Genomic DNA, 20,026 nt, shown 5'->3' with positions numbered 1-20,026 from the left:
TGTGGGAGCGGGCATGCCCGCGAAGCAGGCGCCGCGGAGTGTTGTCACCCACGGTCACTTTCTAAAGGCCCCAGTGCATCAACGCCAGCACCAAAAGCACAAGAAACACGCTCTCCCCCACCATCAACGCAATGGGTTTCACCCCGACCGAGGCCAGCGCCTTGAGTTGGGTTTTCATGCCCAGGGCACTGATCGCCACCACCAGGCAGCCGCGCGACAGGTCGTTGATACCACCCTGCACCGCGGCGGGTACCCAGCCTGTGCTGTTGACGCACGCCAGCAGCAGGAAGCCGACCGCGAACCAAGGCAACAAGGGCGGCCGCTGCCCGCCTGCTTCGAGGCCCTGGCGCCGGGTGATCATGGCCGCGCAGACAATGACCGGCAACAGCATGGCCACCCGCATCAGCTTGACCACGGTGGCGATGTCGCCGGTCTCGGTAGACATGCTGTAGCCCGCGCCCACCACCTGCGCCACGTCGTGGATGGTCGCACCGAGGAACACCCCAGCCTGGGCTGGGGACAGGTGCAGCCACTGGGCAATCATCGGGTAGAGGATCATCGCCAAAGTCGACAGCGCCGACACGCCGATCACGGTGAACAGCGTTGCATGCTCCTTGCGCGGGTGCTGGGGCAAGGCAGCTGCCAGCGCCAGCGCCGCCGAGGCACCGCAAATGGCCGTGGCACCGCCGGTGAGCATGCCGAACAGCCGTGAAAACCCCAGCGCCTTGGCCACCACCACCGAAACCAGGATGGTCACCACCACCAGGGTCACGACCAGGGCCACGGGCTTCCAGCCCAGGCTGGCGATCTGGTCCAGGGTGATGCGCATGCCAAGCAACGCCACGCCCAGGCGCAGTACCGTGCGGGCGGTAAACTCGATACCGGCTTTGCAGGGGCCGTCGACCGCGAGAAAGTTCAGCGCCATCCCCAATAACAAGGCAAACAGCATGACCGGCGCTGCGTAATGCTCACTGAGGAAACTGGCGGCCGCACCGACGATGAGGCTGACCACCACCCCCGGGGCGAGGGTGCGGATACGCTGATGGGTAGCGCCAAGTGCCAGTGTATTCATTGCCCCGCTTCCTCACAGTCAAACACGATGTAAACCTGCCCGCCCTGCTGCTCGACCGGGTAGCTGGCAACCTTCAAGGCCTTGGAATTGACCAGGTAGCCGCTGGCCAGGTCAAAGCGCAGGCCGTGCGCGCAGCACTGGATGACACGGCCTTCCAGCCGGCCGCCACACAACGACGCGCCCTGGTGCGGGCAGCTGTCGTCAATGGCATAGAGCGAGTCGGCAACGTTGAACAGCGCCACGCTGCGCCCTTCGCAGGCTAACAGCACACGGCCGTCACGCTCCGGCACCTGATGGAGGGCCAATGCAATGCGCCGGGTCATGCCCTCTCAACCTCTTGCAGCGCTTCGGTCATGGCCGCATACAGCACCTCGGCAGGCTGCGCACCTGCAATGAGCGGCCCTTGATTGAAACGAAAACGAGGCACTGCACTGCCGGCGCGCCCTGCCCCATCGAGGAACGGGCTGCCGTCGTCACGCAGGCAGTCGACAACCTGCGCGGCTTCCAGCCCGCAGCACTGCGCGATGTCGAGCAAGGTGCGGCTATCCCCCAGGTCGCGCCCCTGGTGGAAATAGGCGATGAACAGCTGTGCCAGCAAGGCTTCCAGTTGCCCTGCTTCGAGCAACTGAGCAGCACGTTGCAGCAGCCGATGGGCATTGCCGGTGTTGGGCATGCGGCGAATACGCGAGAAGTCGATGTCCTCGCCCACCACGCGGGCAGCGGCGCGCACCTGGGCCTGGCGCTCACGTACCGCTTCCTCGCTGCCCAGGCGTTGCAGATAGAAGGCATGGAACGGCACGCCACTGGCTGGCAAGCCCGGCAACAACTGCACACCTCGCCATTGCAGTTGTACCTGCACTTGCGGTTGTTCACGCTGCAAGTGCAAGAGCGCGGCCTGCAGGTGTCGCTGGCCAATCAGGCACCAGGGGCAGACGAAATCGAAGAACACTTCGACGGACAACAGCTGTTTCACGGTTTCAACTCCCGGGGTGCGGCAGCGTCGCCTGCCGGTGCATGCAGACGCTCCATGTCGCGGTGGTAATGACGTTTGGCAAGGAAAAACACTGCCGCCGCGCCGATGCTCATCAGCGGTACCAGCTGGAAGGCGGCATGCAAGCCGATCAGGTCGGAAACGCGCCCGGTGATCAGCGGCCCGGTCGCCAGGCCCAACAGGTTGTTGGCCAGGGTCAGGGTGGCAAACGCGGTGCCGTGCACCGAGGCGTGGGTGAGGTTGGCGACCATGGCGCTGGACGGGCCGTTGGTGCCGGCGGCGATCATCATGCCCAGGCAGATGAGTACCAGTTGGGCGGTGCCGGCCGGCAGTGCGAAGGCGATGGACAACAGCGCGCAACTACCCAGGCAGTAGGCGATGGCAAGGCTGATCTTGCGGTCCGGGCGCTGCCGCCCGAGGCGGTCGCAGAGCATGGCGCAGAGGATCATGCCGATGCCGCTGCACAGCACGATGACTGCGGCAATCGCCCCGGCGCGGTCGGTGCCCATGGCGTAATAGCGGTTCAGGTAGCTTGGCATCCACACGATCACGGTGCCGCCGACGAACAGCTGCAGCCCGCTGCCGACGTAGGCCGCTATGACCGAACGGCTGCTGTACAGGGTGCGCAGCGGGCGGCTGGCCTTGCCTTGCGACTGCTGCGCGCATCGAGGCGCAATACGCGCCTCCTTGACGATAATCGGGTACAGCATCGCCAGCACCAGGCCGAACAGCGCCATGCCGGCAAATGCCCAGCGCCAGCCCAGGTGCTGGGCCAGTACTCCGCCCAGGGCCATGCCCAGCACCGAGCCGAACATGCCACCGGCCATGAACGCGCCGGCCAGGGTCGAGCGCATATCGCGGGGGAACACGGCGACCACCACGGCGATGCCGACACTGCCGTAGGCAGCCTCGCCCACCCCCACCAGAAACCGCGCGACGAACATTTGCGGGTAGTTTTCCGCCAGGGCGCAGCCGAGGGTGGCCAGGCTCCACAGTACTGCCATCAGCACCAGGCTGCGCACCCGGCCGAAGCGGTCGGCCAGCAGCGACAGCGGGAAGGTCAGCAGGCCGACCATCAGCGCGACGATACCGCTGAGCAGGCCGAGCTGGCTGTCGCTCAATGCCCATTCGCCCTTGAGCAGCGGGAAAACCGCATTGAGCACCTGGCGCGACATGTAGTCGGAGATCAACAGGCCAAAGGTCAGGGCGAAGACCACCCAGGCATAGCGCCGAGGGACGCTGTGGGCGGTGTCGGTGCCGGAATCTTCGGCACTGGCGAGATAGGTGGCCATGTTGCCTCCTTGGGATGTAGGGCGTGAGGTTGTTCTTGTTGTTATGAACTACTGCAAAACCTTGTTCGGTCGCTGTGGGAGCGGCCTTGTGTCGCGAAAGGGCTGCGGAGCAGCCCCAGAAATCAGCGACAGAGCAGTAATTGCTGGGGCTGCTCCGCAGCCCTTTCGCGACACAAGGCCGCTCCCACAAAAAGCATCAAGACCGTGGCACCCTGCTGTATCAGCCGCGCTGCGGCACGCCCTTCACACCCGGCTGGCGATTCGGCGCCATGCCGTTGGCCTCAAGGGTCTGCTCGATGCTGTCGTACTGCTGCCCGATGCGATAAATGGCGCGTGCTTCCTTGCCGCTGGCAATCTCGCGGCCCAGCTCATGGGCCACACGCACGGTCTGCTGGATCTGCTGCACCGAGGTGAAGCGCTTGCCATGCTGGTCGATGATGGTGTCTTCGTTGCCGCAGCGTGGGTGCAAGCCCATGGCCAGGGCCATGGTGTTGAACGGAAGCACGTTCTTCAGCAACGATTCGGCGGTCAGGGTGCAGCCGTCCGGCGCGCGGTGGATGAAGTTGAAGAAGTTAAACGGGTTGGGGCCGTCGAAACCGCCGCCAATGCCGATCCAGGTCAGGTTCAGCGGGCCCATGTAGTCACCGCGACGCACGATGCGCTCGAGCGTCTCCAGGGCATGCATGCCGGTCAGCTGGAAATGCGGCTGGATGTTGCTGGCCCGCAGGCGGCGCAGGTGCTCGCGGACCCAGGCTGGGCCGGCCGGCACGGTCATTTCGCTGTAGGCGGCATGAATCGCCGGGCTGGCCAGCGAGGTGCCTTCCAGGTACTCGGGGTACAGCAACTCCATGATGTTCATCTGCGTGGTGTTGATGGCCACGGTCACCTGGTCGGGGCGCGGCGTCAGCTCGGCGAGCATGTGCCGGGTGTCGTCCGACAGCCACTTGGCCGCCTCGCCCTCGCTTTCCGGGGCGAAGGAAATCGATCCGCCAACCTGGATGATCATGTCCGGCACCGCTTCGCGCACCCCGGCGATCAGCTCGTTGAACTTGGACAGGCGCTTGGAGCCCTTGCCGTCCAGTTCGCGCACGTGCAGGTGCAGTACGGTGGCACCTGCATCAAAGCAGTCGACAGCCTTCTGCACCTGCTCGTCCATGGTCAGGGGAATGTCTTCAGGGAAGTCTTCGGGCATCCACTCCGGGCCATAGGGGGCCACGGTGATCACCACCTTTTCCATGTTTTCCGGGTGCAACGAATCGTCGAAGAATTGCATGCTGTAGTCCTCGCTATTGTTATTGTGCGGTTGCCGCCAGCGACGGCGACGAACTCAGAACGTGGGGCTGCCCTTGATCCCGGCGCGCTCCATCTTGCGATGGCACGGCGGGTAGTCCATGACGGCGTAATGCTGTGTGCTGCGGTTGTCCCAGATCGCCACGCTGTTGGGCTTCCAGCGCCAGCGCACCTGGTACTCCGGCAGGTAGGCCTGGCTGATGAGGTAGCGCAGCAGGTCGCTGGCGCCGGGGTTGGCGTCCTGGCCGAAGCGCACCCGCTGCGGGGTGTGGTAGTTGCTGAAATGGGTGGTGAAGGCGTTGACGAACAGCACCTGCTCGCCGGTTTCCGGGTGGGTGCGCACAACCGGGTGCTCGGCATCGGGGAACTGCGCCTTCAGCGCCAGGCGCTTTTCCAGCGGCATGGCAGCGCCAAAGCTCGCCTCGATGCTGTGGCGGGCGCGCAGGCCTTCGATCTTGGCCTTCACATCGCCTGGCAGGTTTTCATAGGCCAGCACCATGTTCGCCCACATCGTGTCGCCGCCCACGGGCGGGCATTCGATGCAGCGCAGCACACAGCCCATCGGCGGGGCCTCGCGCCAGGTGGCGTCGGTGTGCCAGGCATTTTCATAGCGGTCGTTGGGCTGGTCCGGGCGCTTGTAGATCTGTACCAGGCCCGGATGCTCCGGGTCGCTGCCGGCCACCGGGTGGTCCTCCAGGTCGCCGAAGCGGCGGGCGAACGCCACGTGTTCGGCGCGGCTGAAGTGCTGGTCGCGCAGGAACAGCACACGGTGCCGGAGCAACTGCGCGCGAAGCTGGGCGAACAGGTCGTCGTCGTGGATCGCGTCGGCCAGGTTGACCCCACTTACCTCGGCACCGATCGCGCAGGTCAGTTGTTCGATGTGCATGCTGTTGCCCTCTTCAGATGACGAAGATCGACGAGCCGGTGGTCTTGCGCGCTTCCAGGTCACGGTGGGCCTGGACGGCATCCTGCAGTGCGTAGTGCTGGTTGATCTCGATACGGATGCGCCCGCTGCCGACGTGATCGAACAGCTCACCGGCCAGGTCGGCCTTTTCCGCCGGGTCGGCGATGAAGTCGGCCAGTGCCGGGCGGGTGAGCTGCAGCGAGCCCTTGATCGCCAGCAATTGCGGGTCGAACGGCGGGATGGTGCCTGACGCCGTGCCGACGCAAACCATCAGGCCGCGGCGCTTGAGCGAATCGAGCGAGCCCATGAAGGTGTTCTTGCCAACGCTGTCGAACACCACGTTCACCCCCACCCCGTCGGTCAGCTCACGCACGCGCGTGGCAACGTCCTCGACGCTGTAGTTGATGACGTGGTTGCAGCCATGGGCGCGGGCCACTTCGGCCTTGGCCTCGGTGGACACCGTGCCGATCACGTTAAGCCCCAGCAGCTGCGCCCACTGCGCGACGATCAGGCCGACCCCGCCAGCAGCGGCATGCAGCAGCACGCTGTCGCCGGGTTTGAAGTCATGCAGCCGACGCAGCAGATAGGCCGAGGTCAGGCCGCGCATGGTCATGGCAGCGGCGGTTTCGAAGGCGATGGTATCGGGCAGCTTGATCAGCGCGGCCGCGGGGATCAGGCGCTCGGTGCAATAGGCGCCCAGGGTGTTGAGGAAGCCGGTGTAGGTGACCCGGTCACCGACTGCCACCTGGGTCACACCCTCGCCCAGCGCCTCGACCACCCCGGCCGCTTCCACGCCGATGCCGTTGGGCAGCGGGATCGGGTAGGTGCCGTTGCGGAAATAGGTATCGGCGTAGTTCAGGCCCACAGCCACCTGGCGCAAACGCACCTGCCCCGGGCCGGGCTCGCCGACCTCGGCGTCCTCGTAGCGCAGCACCTCGGGGCCACCGGTCTGATGGAAACGTACGACTTTGGACATGCTTGTCTCTCCAATCATCGATCTGGACGCATGGCGTCAGTTCTGGGTAATTGGACTGTATGCCCTTGGTGTGTGGGGTGCTTCGCATCGGACGACAGCGGGTTTTCATTTGATGACAGTACGAGCGTCAACCTGCCGATCACGAAAACCGTGTTTTATTCATGAGCCTCCTTGATGCTTGCCAATGGTCAGACTAATACTTAAGTCTCTGCCTGGGGAGGCACGAAAAATGCAACCAAGATTCGTTATCGTTCCCGCTGTGCCGATCGAAAAGGAGTCGTTCCGCGTGGGTAGCCGCTATTACGCCGCTACCGTATGTGGGGGTTTCGACATCTACGATAACCAAGCGAAGGAGCGGCTCAAACCCAGTTATCCAAGCAGGACGGCTGCGCAGACGCAGTGTGAGCAGATGAACAAGCGCGGTGATGCAGGCTGATCGCGCAAGCAATAGCCTTGCTCGATCCCTGTGGGAGATCGCCCAGCCCTTTGGGCTGCGCTTCCACGTAGAGAACTGAATTCGCAAGCAGTCCGCGGACCCTGTGGGAGCGGCTTTAGCCGCGAAGCATGCAACGCGGTGCATGGCACCGGCTGCGCCGGTGTTCGCGACTAAAGCCGCTCCCACATGGGGGCACGTTACTGCGGGTGAGGCAGTGCAGGCGTATGATTGAAAGCCGAGCGAATTGATATCGCCGGTCGGCGTCCTCTACCGGAGCACTGCCATGAACAAACCCTTTCACGCGCTGATCCTTGCAATGGCAGCGCTTTCCGCCTGCTCGTTCAACTCCACGCTGTACCACGACCAGCCGCTGGTGGCGAAAGTCACCAACGGCATGAGCAGAGACCAGGTCATGCAGGTAGGCGGCAAGCCCGATGCCGAGATCGAACGCACCGTGGTGCCCGGCACCTGTTTCGACTACATGCTGACCAAGGCCGACAACCGGCAGCCCTACAGCGTAAGTTTCGACGGCACCGGCAAAGTGGACAATACCGCTTTCATGACCTGCGCCGAGTGGAGCAATGCTCAGCGCAGGGCCCGCCTGCCCAGCATGGGCGGCTCTAGCGGATCGGGTTACTGAGTCAGTCCAGGCATTCCCTGGCAGCCTGGCGCAATTTGTCGCCAGACAGGAAGCTGCCCTTGTAGAAGGTCGCGCGGCTACCCTCGTGGGAATCGACTACGTCCAGCACATCATCGGATGCCACGGGGCTGGGTGCCGTTAGCCGATAGCCGTGGGCGATCGATTTCTGCGTGGCTTGAGGCGCCAGTGCTTGCCATTTGGGTAGTACGCAAGCGGCGTATTGCTGGGGCGATTTGTGAGTCAGTTTGCTGGCAGTGGGTTTGCCAGGGGTTGCGCAGCCGGCAACACCGGTGACCAGCACGGCGAAGAGAAAGATACGAAGCATAGACATTTGCGATTAGCCATCAAGGATACGCTGCATTCTATCGGGGGTTGTATTGGCTTACCAATCAACCAAAGTCTCGCAGCACAGGCCCGCCTGATATTTCTGCCAGTAGCCTGGGTGAGTGAAGGCTGGGAAAGTGCATCTGCCAATAGCCTTCGGAGCACTAACCATGCAAAAGAACACCAACAGAACGCAATTCTTCTATCAGAATGGAAAACTGATCTCTCTGACGGTTGGTGAACAAGGTCGCAGTATTTTCCGTACTACAGATGTGCCACTCGCCGAACTGCAAACTGAAGGCACCCACTCCAGCGGCTTGCTGGCGACGGACGATAAGGGTTCAGTACTGAACGTGCAGGAAAACTCCTGATTTTGGAGAAACGGGCGCTATCGAGAACACTGGCGTAGCCGGTATCAGCCACCGCGTCGCCTGCTTCGCGGGTGAACCCGCTCCCACAGGGACCCCATCAGCCGAAAGAATGCGCCATACCTGTGGGAGCGGGCACGCCCGCGAACACCGGCGCAGCCGGTGCCAACCACCGCGTCGCCTGCTTCGCGGGCATGCCCGCTCCCACAAGGACCCCACCTGCCGAAAGCATGCGCTGTACCTGTGGGAGCGGGTTTACCCGCGAACACCGGCGCAGCCGGTGCCAACCACCGCGTCGCCTGCCGGGGGCTGCTTTGCAGCCCATCGCGACACAAGGCCGCTCCTGCAATTGACGGCGCTCGCTGACACCTGCGCCTGACGTCAATCCAGTGCGCCGTTCAACACTTCGTAGATGATCCCCGTAGCAACTGCCACCAGGATCAGGTCCGCACCCGCCTGCATCCATTCATAGCCATCGTAATGAGGCAACTGCCCCAGCAGCCTGCCATCCAGCTTCTTGGCGATACCCGGCGGCAGTGGTTTGCCACGGGCCAGGTTCTTCTGAATGCCCGGGGGCAGCGCCGGCCCTGCGCTCCAGTAGCTGCGGTGCCCGTCAAGAATGCCAAGCACATCGCCGCGGTTTATCGACGGCCCACCATACGAGCCCCCGTGACCTTGACCATGCTGCCCCTTGTCCTTGCCGTGGCCCTGCCCTTTACCATTACCCGGGTCGGCATAAGTGAGCGCCGGCCCCACTGCCAGCGCAATCGAGGTAGCGATAACTGCCCATCGACGCTTTGCCATAGCTGTTTCCTTACACGGAAGACGTCCCAGCACTGTAGACCAAAACCCGGTTCAGGGTGGAAGTCCCCGAACCCGGGTCAGGGCTTGGCACTCCGATAGAGCATGATGGCTGCCACATCGAGAGCCAACACGGCAACGGCGTAGAGAAACATGAAGTACAGATCTTCTGGAAACATGGCCGTATCCCCAAATGAGCAGGTTTTCAGGGATGCAGCAATTCCCGTTCCAAACGCCTGGCTGAACGAGCCTGCCCATCTGCTATCGAGATGATTGCTCCATAACCACGACATCAGCCGGTAATGTTCCAGCGCGGCTTTCCCATTTTGCGACCACTATCGGCGCCAGCGCATTGCCGAGTACGTTCAGTGCCGTAACGGGCATGTCCATCAATCGATACACCCCTGCAATCAAGGCCACGCCTTCCAAAGGCAAACCTGCCGCCGTCAGGGTTGCGGTGAGAATGACAAACATGAACCCGGGCACTCCGGCAGCGCCTTTGGACGTCAATACCATGATGAAGACCAACATAACCTGGTCTGCCAAGGCCAGTTCAATATTGTAGGCCTGCGCGATAAACAGCGTACCCAGGCCCGCAAACAGCGACGCGCCATCCAGGTTGAATGAATAGCCCAACGGGATCACCAGCGAAGTGATCGTACGCGGTACACCCCGTGCTTCGGTCTTGGCCATCAATTGCGGCATGACGGTGGCAGAACTCGCGCTGCTGAACGCCAGTATCAATTCACCCTTGAAGGCCTTGATGATCTCGAAGATATTCTCGCCAACAGCCCTGGCAACAAGGCCCAGCACGACAATTGCAAAGAACAGTACCGCCACATAAGTAATGGCTATCAGTTTTGCCAACGGCAGCAGTGAATCAATCCCGAAGGTCGACACCGTGACAGCTATCAGGGCAAAGATGCCGATCGGTGAGTAGGCCATGACCATATGAGTGACCTTGAACATGGTATCCACTACCGTCTGCAGCACTGCAACCAACGGCTGTTTCCTGGGTTCATCCAGCGTAGACAGTGCCACCCCGAACAAGATTGCGAAGAACAGTACCGATAACAGCTTAGCCTCCGCCATTGCCGCCACTACATTATCAGGAATGATGCCCAACAGTACCTTGCCGAGCCCTGCCGAAGCATTTTGCACAGGAGGCACTGCCCCACTCGCCGGTGTAACGGCGAACCCCGCACCGGCGCCTGGCTGGAGCACGTTACCGACCAACAAGCCGAAAATGATTGCGACCCCGGTCACGGCAAAGAAATAGACAAGGCTCTTTGTTCCCACCCGCCCCAGGGCGCGCTTGCCGGAGCCGGCTATGCCTACCACCATGCAGGAAAACACCAGCGGCACGATGATCATTTTCATCAGTTTTATGAACGCATCACCCGCCGGTTGCAGCGCTTGCTCGATCCACCAGCCCTTGTAATCTGGAAAATGATTCAATAGCAGGCCAACGCATATACCGAAAGCCAGACCAATTGCAATTTGCGTGATTAGATTTATTTTTATTCTCACGGGATTGATCTCTGTTTTTATAAAACACTAGGAAGCAAAGATTGCACGAAAGTTTTTGAACCCCTTGATCTCGATCGGGTTACCACTGGGATCCAGGAAAAACATTGTCCTTTGTTCGCCAGGCTCACCCTCAAAACGAACAACCGGCGGGATTTCGAACTGCACGCCCAGAATTTCAAGGCGCTTAGCCAAGGCCTGCCATCGCTCCAGAGGCAATATCACTCCGATATGAGGCATCAATACAAGGTGTGGGCCGACCTTGCCAGTGCGGCTGGTTTCAAAGGGCTTGCCCACATGCAGAGATATCTGGTGACCAAAAAACTCGAAGTCTACCCAGGTCTCAGTGCTACGTCCCTCGACGCAACCAAGAACTTCTTTATAGAATTTTCTTGCCACGTCCAGATCGCTGACATGATAAGCAACATGAAAGGGTGTCAACATGATGGTACTCCTCGAACAGAGCCACTATCCTCACACCGCCCGGCATCCATGTACACCAACTGACACTTGGCCTGAGCATAAGCATTACTTATGGACATTCAAAATCTGGAAAGCCTCATATCCGTTGTCGAATGCGGCTCCATTGCGGGTGCGGCAAAGAAAGCAAATGTTTCAGCCGCTGCAATAAGTTTGCGTATTCGCAATATGGAGAAACACCTGGGCTGTGCACTCTTCAATAGAGAGGCACATGCGATCAGGCCGACAGACAAGCTGCTGGTATTGATGCCACGGATACGTTGCATTGTCGAACATGCCAGTCAGCTCAGGAATGACCTGAACGCCGACACGCTGACCGGGGAACTGCGCATTGGCGCCATATCAACTGCACTCACCGGCCTTGTACCGGCAGCACTGGAGCATTTGTCATCCTCCGCGCCCAACCTCAAGCTCACCATCACGCCCGGTGACTCCAAATTGCTCCATGACAAGCTGATCAATCAGGAACTGGATGCGGCAATTCTGGTTACGCCACCCTTCAAGACAGCAAAATCGTTGAGAATGCTCACGTTGCGCAGCGAACCGCTGTGCTTGTTGGCACCTGCCACAGCCTCCCGCGCTGAAGCACACGCAATGCTGGCCACTGGGCCCTATATCCGGTATGCCGTCGACTCCTGGGGAGGCCTGATAACCCAGCGCTATCTGGACGATCTGGGCCTCGCACCCAACGTGGCTTGCGACCTGGATGCACTCGAGGCCATCAGCCTGCTGGTGTCCCTGGGGCAAGGCGTTTCCTTGGTCCCGCAATGGCCGTCATTGCTGGAGCAATCGCCAAACGCCCTGGTTCTGGCCGAAGAACCAAGGTACTGCCGCGACATAGTGTTGGCCTACAGTGCCGGCCATCACCGCACGTCGGCAATAAAGCTACTGGCATCCGTACTGATGGCCTGACGCTCCAGCTCAGTAGAGACGGGCCTTGGCTGCGCTTGCCGCTGAGGATATCCATCTCGGCAACCATGCCGGGGATGATCGGCAGTACTTTCTTGCCGCGCAGGAACCGGTTGCCGCCTGTTCGGCTCGGCAGTACCGCTGATGCTGCTGCCATCCGGGGCAAAATGCCTTGGGAGCGCTCCAACTTTGGCGAAAACGCCAGTCGCAATTGATCTCTTGATCGGAAATGGAATCTCGTGTTCGCTCTAGTTGAACTTGAGTTTGGCCACCTTGCTCAGTGCCCACCCACTGAACACGTAAAACGCATCCAGGTAAAAGCGCCCCTCGTAGTTGGGCAGCGGCTCACGATTCAACAACAGCTCGGGCATGTCGGACGAAGGGGGAAACAGCGCATAAAAACCATTGGGCAATACCGCCAACGCAATGAGCAGAAGGTAGGTCACGATCCGCAATGTGCTGGCGCGGCTACCGGATTGTTCGGCCCATTTCAGGCCGAACCAGGCGATCAGGCCGGCAACGGGCAACACCCAGAAATGCGTCGGCATCCCAATGAACATCTCAGCAACAACGCTTCTTTCTTCCAACTTGGTGTTCTCCTTCAAATGAGCGGATTATTGCGGCTGGGGTCGGCAAATGCAAAAAGCCCGCTCTCGAGGGCGGGCCTTTTGTATAAGGGGTCAGATGATCACGCTTTCGAACACATCAGCGCGGCATCCAGCAGCCTGCCATGGTCGTACCAGGCATCACGTTGATAGGCCGCGAACTGGCGCTGGGTCCCCGTGCCCCGCACTTCGACCAGGCCACCCGCCGTGTCGGGGTCGGTGCTATCAACGAACAGCCTGACCGAGTTATCGCCATCGACCTGGTACGTTTTCACATTACCTTGAAGTTCGCTTTTGACGCACCCCAGGTACGCCGGCGTACTTCTTTCAGTGGCCCCGGCCGCATACCCATGGCCCTGACGCACATCGGGCTCATGTGCGCAGCCTGCCATGAACAGAGTGGCGAAAGTGGACATCAGTATTGCGCCTGCTACCGATCTTGGACTTTTCACGCGACACGCTCCTGCTGCCCCATCGAGTAACTTGGGAAAGTGTTGCCAAGCCGCATGCCTTTTTTTGGTTTTTGTTCGCTCATGGTACTGCTCGACGTTAGCCGGGCAATAGGCTTGTTTGCTATATCGGCTTCCGGGCGGGTTTTCCTCGCGAAGATAACCTACGTTCATGGATCAGTGGAAAAGTGCCAGACAGGCCAGCCTGGGCCGGGTTCACTCTGCCGATGTCCCCGATTTCGGGTACAACCGGACCCACAAACGGGGGTCAGGCGATGACCTTCAGAAACACAAATGTCGCTGCTAGATCCAGAACCAGCACAGCAACCACAACGAAGATCATGTAGTAGCGGTCATTCTGAGTCATTTCTGCGTACTCCGCATGAACGATGCACCAAGGGGTCACAGCAATTTGCATTCCACTTCCCTGGTGTGCTCGGAGCGGGCTCAGGCCGACCGAGCCTGATGGATGGGCAGTTCGACCCTGAATGTCGTACCGACTCCCACCTCGCTGTCTACGCGGATCTCGCCACCATGACGCTTGATGATTCCGTACGAAAGTGACAATCCCAGCCCGGTGCCCTGGCCGATGGGCTTCGTCGTGTAGAACGGATCGAAGATCTTTTGCAGGCTTTCGCCAGGAATGCCACAACCATTGTCTGCGACTTCGATCCATACCCACTTGTCACTGGCACCGGTTCGCAGGGTAATTCTGCCACGCTCGGCCCCCATCGCCTGGGTGGCATTGACCAGCAGATTCATGATTACCTGATTGATCTGTGAAGGTAGGCATTCGACCGGCGGCAATGGGCTGTAATCCTTGACAAGGTCCGCCTTGTGCCTGAGTTCGCTGGCAACAATGTTCAGAGTTGACTCTATGCCTTGATGCAAGTCTGCCACTTGCCAGTCATGGCTGGTCTCTACTCGCGAAAAGTCCTTGAGGTCTTTGACGATCCGCGCAACGCGGCCGATGCCGTCTTTGGATTCGCGAATCAGCGCCGGAATAAGGAGATCGACCCGTTCACCCTGGCCGAAGCCAACACCATCATCGACAAGCTCTACGAACACAAGCATTGGCCGAGCCTTATCTATGCCGCGCTGTTCGAGTTTATGTTCTTCACCGGCCTCCGCTTGTCGGAGGCCTTGGCAGTGCGCTGGGATGTGATCGATATGGAAAAGAGGACTGTGCACGTAAAGAGGACCGTCGCCTTGGGCGAGGTGGAGGAAAGGACGAAAACAGGCAGGGATCGCTTCGTGCTGCTGAATGACCGGGCCTTGCGCGCGATTCAGTTCGCCAGGGAATACGCGGACCGTCGCCGGCATGGGAAGGGAGCGGTGACCGAAACACCATTCTTGTTCCCGCCGTCGAAGAACGCCGAGCACGTGAAACAGACCTCCGATCTGCACAAACAGTGGGTGCCGGTGCTGAATGAGCTGGGTATTCGGCGGCGTCCCCCATATAACTGCCGGCACACCTATGCGACAATATGCTTAATGTCCGGCCTCAACCCCGCATTTATCGCCCAACAGCTGGGTCACAGCGTCCAAATGCTGCTGTCGACGTATGCCCGTTGGCTCAACTCAAGCTCCGACTGGAGCGAGCTGGAAAAACTCAAGATTGGTATCAAATCGGTATCAGGTTGAAAGCCAGCTCTGTAAGTGACTGATAGGTAAGCCCTTTGATCTCCACCGCCAACATCACCATGCAGTTCGGCTCCAAGCCGCTGTTCGAAAACGTTTCCGTCAAATTCAACAACGGCAACCGCTACGGCCTGATCGGCGCCAACGGTTGCGGCAAGTCGACCTTCATGAAGATCCTCGGCGGTGACCTGGAGCCGTCCGGCGGCCAGGTCATGCTCGAGCCGAACACGCGCCTGGGCAAGCTGCGCCAGGACCAGTTCGCCTACGAGGAATTCACCGTGATCGACACGGTGATCATGGGCCACGGCCAGCTGTGGAAGGTCAAGGCCGAGCGCGATCGCATCTACTCGCTGCCGGAAATGACCGAGGAAGACGGCATGGCCGTCGCCGAACTGGAAACCGAATTCGCCGAGATGGACGGCTACACCGCCGAATCACGCGCCGGTGAACTGCTGCTGGGCCTGGGTATTCCGCTGGAACAGCACTTCGGCCCGATGAGCGAGGTGGCTCCGGGCTGGAAGCTGCGTGTCCTGCTGGCCCAGGCGCTGTTCTCGGACCCGGACGTACTGCTGCTCGACGAGCCGACCAACCACCTGGACATCAACACCATCCGCTGGCTGGAGAACATCCTCACCGCGCGCAACAGCACCATGGTGATCATTTCCCACGACCGGCACTTCCTCAACAGTGTCTGCACCCACATGGCCGACCTGGACTACGGCGAGCTGCGCGTGTTCCCGGGCAACTACGACGAGTACATGACCGCTGCCACCCAGGCCCGCGAGCAGCTGCTGTCGGACAACGCCAAGAAGAAAGCCCAGATCGCCGAACTGCAGACCTTCGTCAGCCGCTTCTCGGCCAACGCCTCCAAGGCCAAGCAGGCCACCTCGCGGGCCAAGCAGATCGACAAGATCCAGCTGGCCGAGGTCAAGCCGTCGAGCCGGGTGAGCCCGTTCATCCGCTTCGAGCAGACCAAGAAACTGCACCGCCAGGCTGTTACCGTCGAAAAAATGGCCAAGGCCTTCGACGACAAGGTGCTGTTCAAGGACCTGGGCTTTACCATCGAGGCTGGCGAGCGCGTGGCGATCATCGGCCCCAACGGTATCGGCAAGACCACCCTGCTGCGCACCCTGGTCGGTGAAATGACCCCGGACAAGGGTGAAGTGAAGTGGACCGACAGCGCCGAAGTGGGCTACTACGCCCAGGACCACGCCCACGACTTCGAAGACGACATGACCCTGTTCGACTGGATGGGCCAGTGGACCTCCGGCGAGCAGGTGATCCGCGGCACCCTCGGGCGCATGTTGTTCTCCAACGACGAGATCCTCAAGTCGGTGAAGGTGATTTCCGGTGGTGAGCAAGGCCGCATGCTGTTCGGCAAGCTGATCCTGCAGAAGCCGAACGTGCTGGTGATGGACGAGCCGACCAACCACCTGGACATGGAATCGATCGAAGCGCTGAACCTGGCGCTGGAGAACTACCCGGGCACCCTGCTGTTCGTCAGCCATGACCGTGAGTTCGTGTCTTCGCTGGCCACGCGCATCATCGAGCTGTCGGCTGATGGCGTGGTGGACTTCAGCGGTACCTACGACGATTACCTGCGTAGCCAGGGTGTGCTGGTCTGATTGATGGAGCGGCCTGGCCATCTTGTATGGCTGGGCCGGCCTCTTCGCGGGTAAACCCGCTCCCACAGGGGCTGCGTAGCACTTGAGGCCTATGCAAATCCTGTGGGAGCGGGCGAGCCCGCGAATGACGATTACCTGCGTAGCCAGGGTGTGCTGGTCTGATTGATGGGGCGGCTTGGCCATCTTGTATGGCTGGGCCGGCCTCTTCGCGGGCATGCCCGCTCCCACAGGGGCTGCGTAGCATTTGAGGCCTATGCACATCCTGCAGGAGCGGGCTCGCCCGCGAAGAATTCACCGCCGATCCCACGGGCTGGCACTGCCCGACGATTAATTCGTTAGCCTGCTTTCATTTCCTTCGCGCAACGGCCATGATGGGGCCACGCCCAACCGCCCGCCCGCGAACGAGCCCATGACCGCGCAACAACCCGCCCCCGCCAGTAACACGCTGCAAATCACCCTGCAGATCCTGTCGATCGTTTTCTACACCTTCATCGCCTTCCTCTGCATCGGCCTGCCGATCGCCGTGCTGCCCAGCCATGTGCACGACCAGCTGGGGTTTGGCGCGGTGGTCGCCGGGCTGACCATTGGCCTGCAATACCTGGCCACGCTACTCAGCCGCCCGTTTGCCGGGCGCGTGGCCGATACCCTGGGGGGCAAGCAGGCCATTCGCTTCGGTTTGCTGGGGATTGCCGGCTGCGGGGTGTTGACCCTGCTCTCAGCCTGGACCCTGACGCTACCGCTGCTGAGCCTGGCGCTGTTGCTCGGCGGGCGCCTGCTGCTGGGCGTCGCCCAAGGGCTGATCGGCGTGGCCACGCTGAGCTGGGGCATCGGCCAGGTCGGGCCCGAACACACTGCCAGGGTGATTTCGTGGAACGGTATCGCCTCCTATGGCGCCATCGCCATTGGTGCCCCCTTGGGTGTATTGGCCGTCGACGGGCTGGACTTCAGCGTGCTGGGGCCGGCATTGCTGGTGCTGGCGGTATCTGCCCTGCTGGTACTGCGCAAGCGGCCGGACGTGGTGGTGGTGCGCGGCGAACGCCTGCCTTTCTGGTCGGCCTTCGGCCGGGTTGCACCGTGCGGTCTGGGCCTGACCCTTGCCTCTATCGGCTACGGTACCCTGACCACCTTCGTCACCCTGTATTACCTGGAGCGCGGCTGGGTGGGCGCAGCCTGGTGCCTGAGTGCGTTTGGCGTGTGTTTCATCATTTCCCGGCTGCTGTTCGTCAATGCGGTCAACCGCTTTGGTGGCTACAACGTGGCGGTCGCGTGCATGGCCACCGAAGTGCTCGGCCTGAGCCTGCTGTGGCTGGCACCGTCGCCGCCGTGGGCGCTGATCGGTGCCGGGCTTACCGGTTTCGGGCTATCGCTGGTGTACCCGGCGCTGGGGGTTGAAGCGATCAAGCAGGTACCCAGCAGTAGCCGTGGTGCAGGGCTGGGGGCCTACGCCGTGTTCTTCGACATGGCCCTGGCCATCGCCGGGCCGGTGATGGGCGCAGTGGCCGCACATCTGGGCTATGCCTCGATCTTCTGTGTGGCCGCCCTGCTCGCCCTGGCCGGTGTCGGCCTAACGCTGTTGCTGGCGCGGCGCGCCACTCGCGGCTGAACGCTCGGCCGGCTCCGGCGCGCCCAACGCCTGGCTGAAGAACACCGCGGCTTCCTGCTGCAGGGAATGGTGGATGTGCCGGCGGTCCACGCCTGCGGCGTCCTTGCACAGCGCCGGCATCCGCACGGACTGCTCGGCATCGCAATGGGCCATGAACACGAAGTGCCCGGCGCCGGCCAGCAGGCGATAGTCCGGTGTGACCGGCAATTTGCGGGCCAGGGCTTCGGCGTTGCGGTCCACCGCCACCAGCTGGTCGCTGTCGCCACTGTAGATCAGCGCCGGCACCTGCACCCCGGCCAGGGCATGGCGCCCGAACAGCAGGCTGAGAGGTGCCATCAGCATCACGGCCCCCACCCGTTGGTCGGCCTCTGGCACCAGCTCGCTGCGGTCGGCAATCAGTACACCGTGGGTCTTGCAGGCGTCGGCGTCGTCAGGGCGCTCCAGGCAGTACTTGCGCAGGCGGTCCAGATCCGGGCGCGCGCCTGAGAGGATCAAGGCAGTTTCACCACCGGCCGAGTAGCCGATCACCCCAACCTTGCCACCGTTCAGGTAAGGCCCCAGCAAGGCATCATCGCGGGCGGCCGTAATTGCGGCACTCACTTGCAGCGGCCGGCCGTACAGGTTGCTCAGGGTGCCCAGGCGGCTGTGGTCGCGGGCGTTGTCGCCGGGGTGCACCACCGCCACCACGATAAAACCCTGGCGCGCCAGCGACGTCGCCAGGTAGTGCAAGGCCAGCGGGCTGCCGGTATTGCCGTGGGACAGCACCAGCAATGGGAACTGGCCCAATGCTACCGGCGCCTCTTCACTCACGTCGACCGGGTAGCCGTCTATCCGGCTGCTGCGGGTCTTGCCAATGGCCGGGTAGAACGCCAGCGCCTGCATGGGCCGGGCGTCGACCGGGTCGGCCAACGTCATGTGATGCAGGCCGGCAACCCAGGGTGCGGCCTCGGCATGGGCCAGAAGGCTACCGAGCAGGGCCAGTGCCAGCATGCAGCGAGAGTGAGTCATCGGCCGGCGGTTCCTTGCAGGGCGAAGAGATAGCCCAGCATAGAACCGGCCTGGGCTGCACAGGATGAAACCTGAATGAAACCGAAGTCATGCACTTCACGCCCCCGCCCTATGCATTTGCGCTTTTCGTCGAACCCGTGGCATAGATGCAGGTCCACGTCTCTACGTGACCGTTTCGCGCCATTTAAGGAGATTCACGCATGAGCAAGCCCGTCTACGTGCCACCCAAGGTCTGGCGCAACGACGCCGCGTCCGGTGGCCAGTTCGCCAGCATCAACCGCCCGGTTGCCGGCCCGACTCACGACAAGGACCTGCCCCAGGGTAAGCACCCGCTGCAGCTGTACTCCCTGGCCACGCCCAATGGCGTGAAGGTCACCATCGCCCTCGAAGAGCTGCTTGCCCTGGGCCACCTTGGTGCCGAGTACGATGCCTGGTTGATCCGCATTGGCGAGGGCGACCAATTCTCCAGCGGCTTTGTCCAGGTAAACCCCAACTCGAAGATCCCCGCCCTGCTCGACCGCAGCGTCGAGCCGCCGGTGCGGGTGTTCGAGTCGGGTTCGATCCTGCTGTACCTGGCGGAAAAGTTCGATGCCTTGCTGCCGAAAGCGCCAGCTGCACGCACCGAAAGCCTGAACTGGCTGTTCTGGCAAATGGGCGCGGCGCCATACCTGGGCGGGGGCTTTGGCCACTTCTATGTGTATGCGCCAGAAAAGTTCGAGTACGCGATCAACCGCTTCACCATGGAAGCCAAACGTCAGCTGGATGTGCTCGACCGGCGCCTGGCCGAAAGCCGCTACCTGGGCGGCGAGGAATACAGCATCGCCGACATTGCCGTGTGGCCTTGGTATGGCCAGCTGGTGCGCGGCAACCTGTATGGCGCGGCGGAGTTCCTGGCGGTGGACGAGTACAAGCATGTGCAGCGCTGGGCCGAGGAGATTGCCTTGCGCCCGGCGGTGCAGCGTGGCACACGGGTGAACCGGACCTGGGGGGATGAGGCCAGCCAGGTGCCGGAGCGGCATGCAGCGGCAGACCTGGACGAATAACACGGCCTCTTGTGGGAGCGGGTTTACCCGCGAATACCGGCG

General features: G+C 61.6%; 22 protein-coding genes and 3 pseudogenes. 8 read left to right on the top strand and 17 right to left on the bottom strand.

Features of this window, described 5'->3' with window-relative positions:
- Positions 1-61 precede the first annotated feature (61 nt).
- The 7 genes from QN085_RS12390 to QN085_RS12360 all read right to left on the bottom strand — a co-directional run bounded on the left by QN085_RS12390 (position 62) and on the right by QN085_RS12360 (position 6,525).
- Positions 62-1,072 carry a YeiH family protein gene (locus QN085_RS12390; protein WP_023660908.1) on the bottom strand — a complete coding sequence of 337 codons (1,011 nt, stop codon included), beginning with the start codon at positions 1,070-1,072 and terminating at the stop codon, positions 62-64.
- Positions 1,069-1,395, bottom strand: coding sequence for a Rieske (2Fe-2S) protein (locus QN085_RS12385; RefSeq protein ID WP_023660907.1), 327 nt, complete (start codon positions 1,393-1,395; stop codon positions 1,069-1,071). Before QN085_RS12385 ends, QN085_RS12390 begins: the two co-directional genes overlap by 4 nt.
- Entirely contained in the window at positions 1,392-2,045 is a 654-nt protein-coding gene (locus tag QN085_RS12380) for a DsbA family oxidoreductase (protein ID WP_023660906.1), read from the bottom strand. Before QN085_RS12380 ends, QN085_RS12385 begins: the two co-directional genes overlap by 4 nt.
- A complete protein-coding gene (locus QN085_RS12375) occupies positions 2,042-3,355 on the bottom strand; it encodes an MFS transporter (RefSeq protein WP_024087050.1) in 1,314 nt (437 codons plus the stop codon). Before QN085_RS12375 ends, QN085_RS12380 begins: the two co-directional genes overlap by 4 nt.
- A 220-nt stretch (positions 3,356-3,575) precedes the next feature.
- Positions 3,576-4,628, bottom strand: coding sequence for a beta-keto acid cleavage family enzyme (locus QN085_RS12370; RefSeq protein ID WP_013972531.1), 1,053 nt, complete (start codon positions 4,626-4,628; stop codon positions 3,576-3,578).
- Between the two features lie 54 nt (positions 4,629-4,682).
- Positions 4,683-5,531 (bottom strand): TauD/TfdA dioxygenase family protein, encoded by an 849-nt coding sequence (locus tag QN085_RS12365; RefSeq protein WP_013972530.1) that lies wholly within the window; start codon positions 5,529-5,531, stop codon positions 4,683-4,685.
- 13 nt (positions 5,532-5,544) lie between these two features.
- On the bottom strand, positions 5,545-6,525 hold the full coding sequence (locus QN085_RS12360; RefSeq protein ID WP_013972529.1) for a quinone oxidoreductase family protein: 981 nt from the start codon (positions 6,523-6,525) through the stop codon (positions 5,545-5,547).
- A gap of 229 nt (positions 6,526-6,754) precedes the next feature.
- On the opposite strand from QN085_RS12360, the gene QN085_RS12355 reads away from it, so the two are divergent.
- A complete protein-coding gene (locus QN085_RS12355; RefSeq protein WP_003258802.1) occupies positions 6,755-6,961 on the top strand; it encodes a hypothetical protein in 207 nt (68 codons plus the stop codon).
- A 283-nt stretch (positions 6,962-7,244) separates the two neighbouring features.
- On the top strand, positions 7,245-7,601 hold the full coding sequence (osmE, locus tag QN085_RS12350; RefSeq protein WP_013972527.1) for an osmotically-inducible lipoprotein OsmE: 357 nt from the start codon (positions 7,245-7,247) through the stop codon (positions 7,599-7,601).
- A gap of 1 nt (position 7,602) precedes the next feature.
- On the opposite strand, the gene QN085_RS12345 is transcribed toward osmE, so the two are convergent.
- Positions 7,603-7,932, bottom strand: coding sequence for a hypothetical protein (locus QN085_RS12345; protein ID WP_023660904.1), 330 nt, complete (start codon positions 7,930-7,932; stop codon positions 7,603-7,605).
- 163 nt (positions 7,933-8,095) lie between these two features.
- Here QN085_RS12345 and QN085_RS12340 point away from each other — a divergent pair, with 163 nt between their 5' ends.
- Positions 8,096-8,296, top strand: a complete 201-nt coding sequence (locus tag QN085_RS12340; protein WP_023660903.1) for a hypothetical protein — start codon at positions 8,096-8,098, stop codon at positions 8,294-8,296.
- Positions 8,297-8,674: 378 nt separating this feature from the next.
- Here QN085_RS12340 and QN085_RS12335 read toward each other — a convergent pair whose 3' ends face one another.
- From QN085_RS12335 to QN085_RS12325, 3 genes are all read right to left on the bottom strand, one after another.
- On the bottom strand, positions 8,675-9,097 hold the full coding sequence (locus QN085_RS12335) for an anti-virulence regulator CigR family protein (protein WP_013972524.1): 423 nt from the start codon (positions 9,095-9,097) through the stop codon (positions 8,675-8,677).
- 258 nt (positions 9,098-9,355) lie between these two features.
- Positions 9,356-10,624 carry a cation:dicarboxylate symporter family transporter gene (locus QN085_RS12330; protein WP_023660901.1) on the bottom strand — a complete coding sequence of 423 codons (1,269 nt, stop codon included), beginning with the start codon at positions 10,622-10,624 and terminating at the stop codon, positions 9,356-9,358.
- A gap of 27 nt (positions 10,625-10,651) precedes the next feature.
- A complete protein-coding gene (locus QN085_RS12325; protein WP_023660900.1) occupies positions 10,652-11,065 on the bottom strand; it encodes a VOC family protein in 414 nt (137 codons plus the stop codon).
- Positions 11,066-11,155: 90 nt separating this feature from the next.
- Between QN085_RS12325 and QN085_RS12320 the strand changes: the two genes are divergently transcribed.
- On the top strand, positions 11,156-12,013 hold the full coding sequence (locus QN085_RS12320) for a LysR family transcriptional regulator (RefSeq protein WP_013972521.1): 858 nt from the start codon (positions 11,156-11,158) through the stop codon (positions 12,011-12,013).
- On the opposite strand, the pseudogene QN085_RS25985 reads toward QN085_RS12320, so the two are convergent.
- The 5 genes and pseudogenes from QN085_RS25985 to QN085_RS12300 form a co-directional block, all read right to left on the bottom strand.
- Positions 11,997-12,137 (bottom strand): annotated as a pseudogene (locus tag QN085_RS25985) (hemolysin D); the annotation flags it as partial. The gene QN085_RS12320 and the pseudogene QN085_RS25985 sit on opposite strands and share 17 nt — an antisense overlap.
- A gap of 121 nt (positions 12,138-12,258) precedes the next feature.
- Positions 12,259-12,570, bottom strand: coding sequence for a hypothetical protein (locus QN085_RS12315; protein ID WP_024087046.1), 312 nt, complete (start codon positions 12,568-12,570; stop codon positions 12,259-12,261).
- A 128-nt stretch (positions 12,571-12,698) separates the two neighbouring features.
- Positions 12,699-13,031, bottom strand: coding sequence for a hypothetical protein (locus tag QN085_RS12310; RefSeq protein WP_044039752.1), 333 nt, complete (start codon positions 13,029-13,031; stop codon positions 12,699-12,701).
- Positions 13,032-13,332: 301 nt separating this feature from the next.
- Complete coding sequence (locus tag QN085_RS12305) at positions 13,333-13,482, bottom strand: hypothetical protein (protein WP_023660898.1); 150 nt, start codon at positions 13,480-13,482, stop codon at positions 13,333-13,335.
- Between the two features lie 29 nt (positions 13,483-13,511).
- Positions 13,512-14,069, bottom strand: a pseudogene (locus QN085_RS12300) (sensor histidine kinase); the annotation flags it as partial.
- Between QN085_RS12300 and QN085_RS12295 the strand changes: the two are divergent.
- The 3 genes and pseudogenes from QN085_RS12295 to QN085_RS12285 form a co-directional block, all read left to right on the top strand.
- A pseudogene (locus QN085_RS12295) lies at positions 14,058-14,708 on the top strand (tyrosine-type recombinase/integrase); the annotation flags it as partial. The pseudogenes QN085_RS12300 and QN085_RS12295 overlap by 12 nt on opposite strands.
- 35 nt (positions 14,709-14,743) lie before the next feature.
- Positions 14,744-16,330, top strand: coding sequence for an ABC-F family ATPase (locus tag QN085_RS12290; protein WP_013972511.1), 1,587 nt, complete (start codon positions 14,744-14,746; stop codon positions 16,328-16,330).
- A 409-nt stretch (positions 16,331-16,739) separates the two neighbouring features.
- On the top strand, positions 16,740-17,933 hold the full coding sequence (locus QN085_RS12285) for an MFS transporter (protein ID WP_013972510.1): 1,194 nt from the start codon (positions 16,740-16,742) through the stop codon (positions 17,931-17,933).
- On the opposite strand, the gene QN085_RS12280 is transcribed toward QN085_RS12285, so the two are convergent.
- On the bottom strand, positions 17,895-18,941 hold the full coding sequence (locus QN085_RS12280; protein WP_041506048.1) for an alpha/beta hydrolase family protein: 1,047 nt from the start codon (positions 18,939-18,941) through the stop codon (positions 17,895-17,897). The genes QN085_RS12285 and QN085_RS12280 overlap by 39 nt on opposite strands.
- 200 nt (positions 18,942-19,141) lie before the next feature.
- Here QN085_RS12280 and yghU point away from each other — a divergent pair, with 200 nt between their 5' ends.
- Positions 19,142-19,984 (top strand): glutathione-dependent disulfide-bond oxidoreductase, encoded by an 843-nt coding sequence (gene yghU / locus QN085_RS12275; RefSeq protein WP_023662617.1) that lies wholly within the window; start codon positions 19,142-19,144, stop codon positions 19,982-19,984.
- The last annotated feature ends 42 nt before the right edge of the window (positions 19,985-20,026 follow it).

Origin of the sequence: Pseudomonas sp. M2(2023) (assembly GCF_030263955.1) — a bacterium.
GTDB classification, from domain to species: Bacteria; Pseudomonadota; Gammaproteobacteria; order Pseudomonadales; family Pseudomonadaceae; genus Aquipseudomonas; species Aquipseudomonas asiatica.
The sequence above is the reverse complement of the archived record's forward strand: the minus strand, read 5'-3'. Positions and strand labels throughout refer to the sequence as shown.

Bases quoted from the DNA above. Each gene is read 5' to 3' on its own strand.
- QN085_RS12385 (WP_023660907.1), bottom strand. From the start codon at position 1,395: ATGACCCGGCGCATTGCATTGGCCCTCCATCAGGTGCCGGAGCGTGAC.
- QN085_RS12370 (WP_013972531.1), bottom strand. From the start codon at position 4,628: ATGCAATTCTTCGACGATTCGTTGCACCCGGAAAACATGGAAAAGGTG.
- QN085_RS12335 (WP_013972524.1), bottom strand. From the start codon at position 9,097: ATGGCAAAGCGTCGATGGGCAGTTATCGCTACCTCGATTGCGCTGGCA.
- QN085_RS12315 (WP_024087046.1), bottom strand. From the start codon at position 12,570: ATGTTCATTGGGATGCCGACGCATTTCTGGGTGTTGCCCGTTGCCGGC.
- QN085_RS12320 (WP_013972521.1), top strand. From the start codon at position 11,156: ATGGACATTCAAAATCTGGAAAGCCTCATATCCGTTGTCGAATGCGGC.
- yghU (WP_023662617.1), top strand. From the start codon at position 19,142: ATGAGCAAGCCCGTCTACGTGCCACCCAAGGTCTGGCGCAACGACGCC.
- QN085_RS12360 (WP_013972529.1), bottom strand. From the start codon at position 6,525: ATGTCCAAAGTCGTACGTTTCCATCAGACCGGTGGCCCCGAGGTGCTG.
- QN085_RS12345 (WP_023660904.1), bottom strand. From the start codon at position 7,932: ATGTCTATGCTTCGTATCTTTCTCTTCGCCGTGCTGGTCACCGGTGTT.
- QN085_RS12365 (WP_013972530.1), bottom strand. From the start codon at position 5,531: ATGCACATCGAACAACTGACCTGCGCGATCGGTGCCGAGGTAAGTGGG.
- QN085_RS12310 (WP_044039752.1), bottom strand. From the start codon at position 13,031: ATGTCCACTTTCGCCACTCTGTTCATGGCAGGCTGCGCACATGAGCCC.
- QN085_RS12305 (WP_023660898.1), bottom strand. From the start codon at position 13,482: ATGCAAATTGCTGTGACCCCTTGGTGCATCGTTCATGCGGAGTACGCA.
- QN085_RS12375 (WP_024087050.1), bottom strand. From the start codon at position 3,355: ATGGCCACCTATCTCGCCAGTGCCGAAGATTCCGGCACCGACACCGCC.
- QN085_RS12390 (WP_023660908.1), bottom strand. From the start codon at position 1,072: ATGAATACACTGGCACTTGGCGCTACCCATCAGCGTATCCGCACCCTC.
- QN085_RS12325 (WP_023660900.1), bottom strand. From the start codon at position 11,065: ATGTTGACACCCTTTCATGTTGCTTATCATGTCAGCGATCTGGACGTG.
- QN085_RS12285 (WP_013972510.1), top strand. From the start codon at position 16,740: ATGACCGCGCAACAACCCGCCCCCGCCAGTAACACGCTGCAAATCACC.
- QN085_RS12355 (WP_003258802.1), top strand. From the start codon at position 6,755: ATGCAACCAAGATTCGTTATCGTTCCCGCTGTGCCGATCGAAAAGGAG.
- osmE (WP_013972527.1), top strand. From the start codon at position 7,245: ATGAACAAACCCTTTCACGCGCTGATCCTTGCAATGGCAGCGCTTTCC.
- QN085_RS12280 (WP_041506048.1), bottom strand. From the start codon at position 18,941: ATGACTCACTCTCGCTGCATGCTGGCACTGGCCCTGCTCGGTAGCCTT.
- QN085_RS12340 (WP_023660903.1), top strand. From the start codon at position 8,096: ATGCAAAAGAACACCAACAGAACGCAATTCTTCTATCAGAATGGAAAA.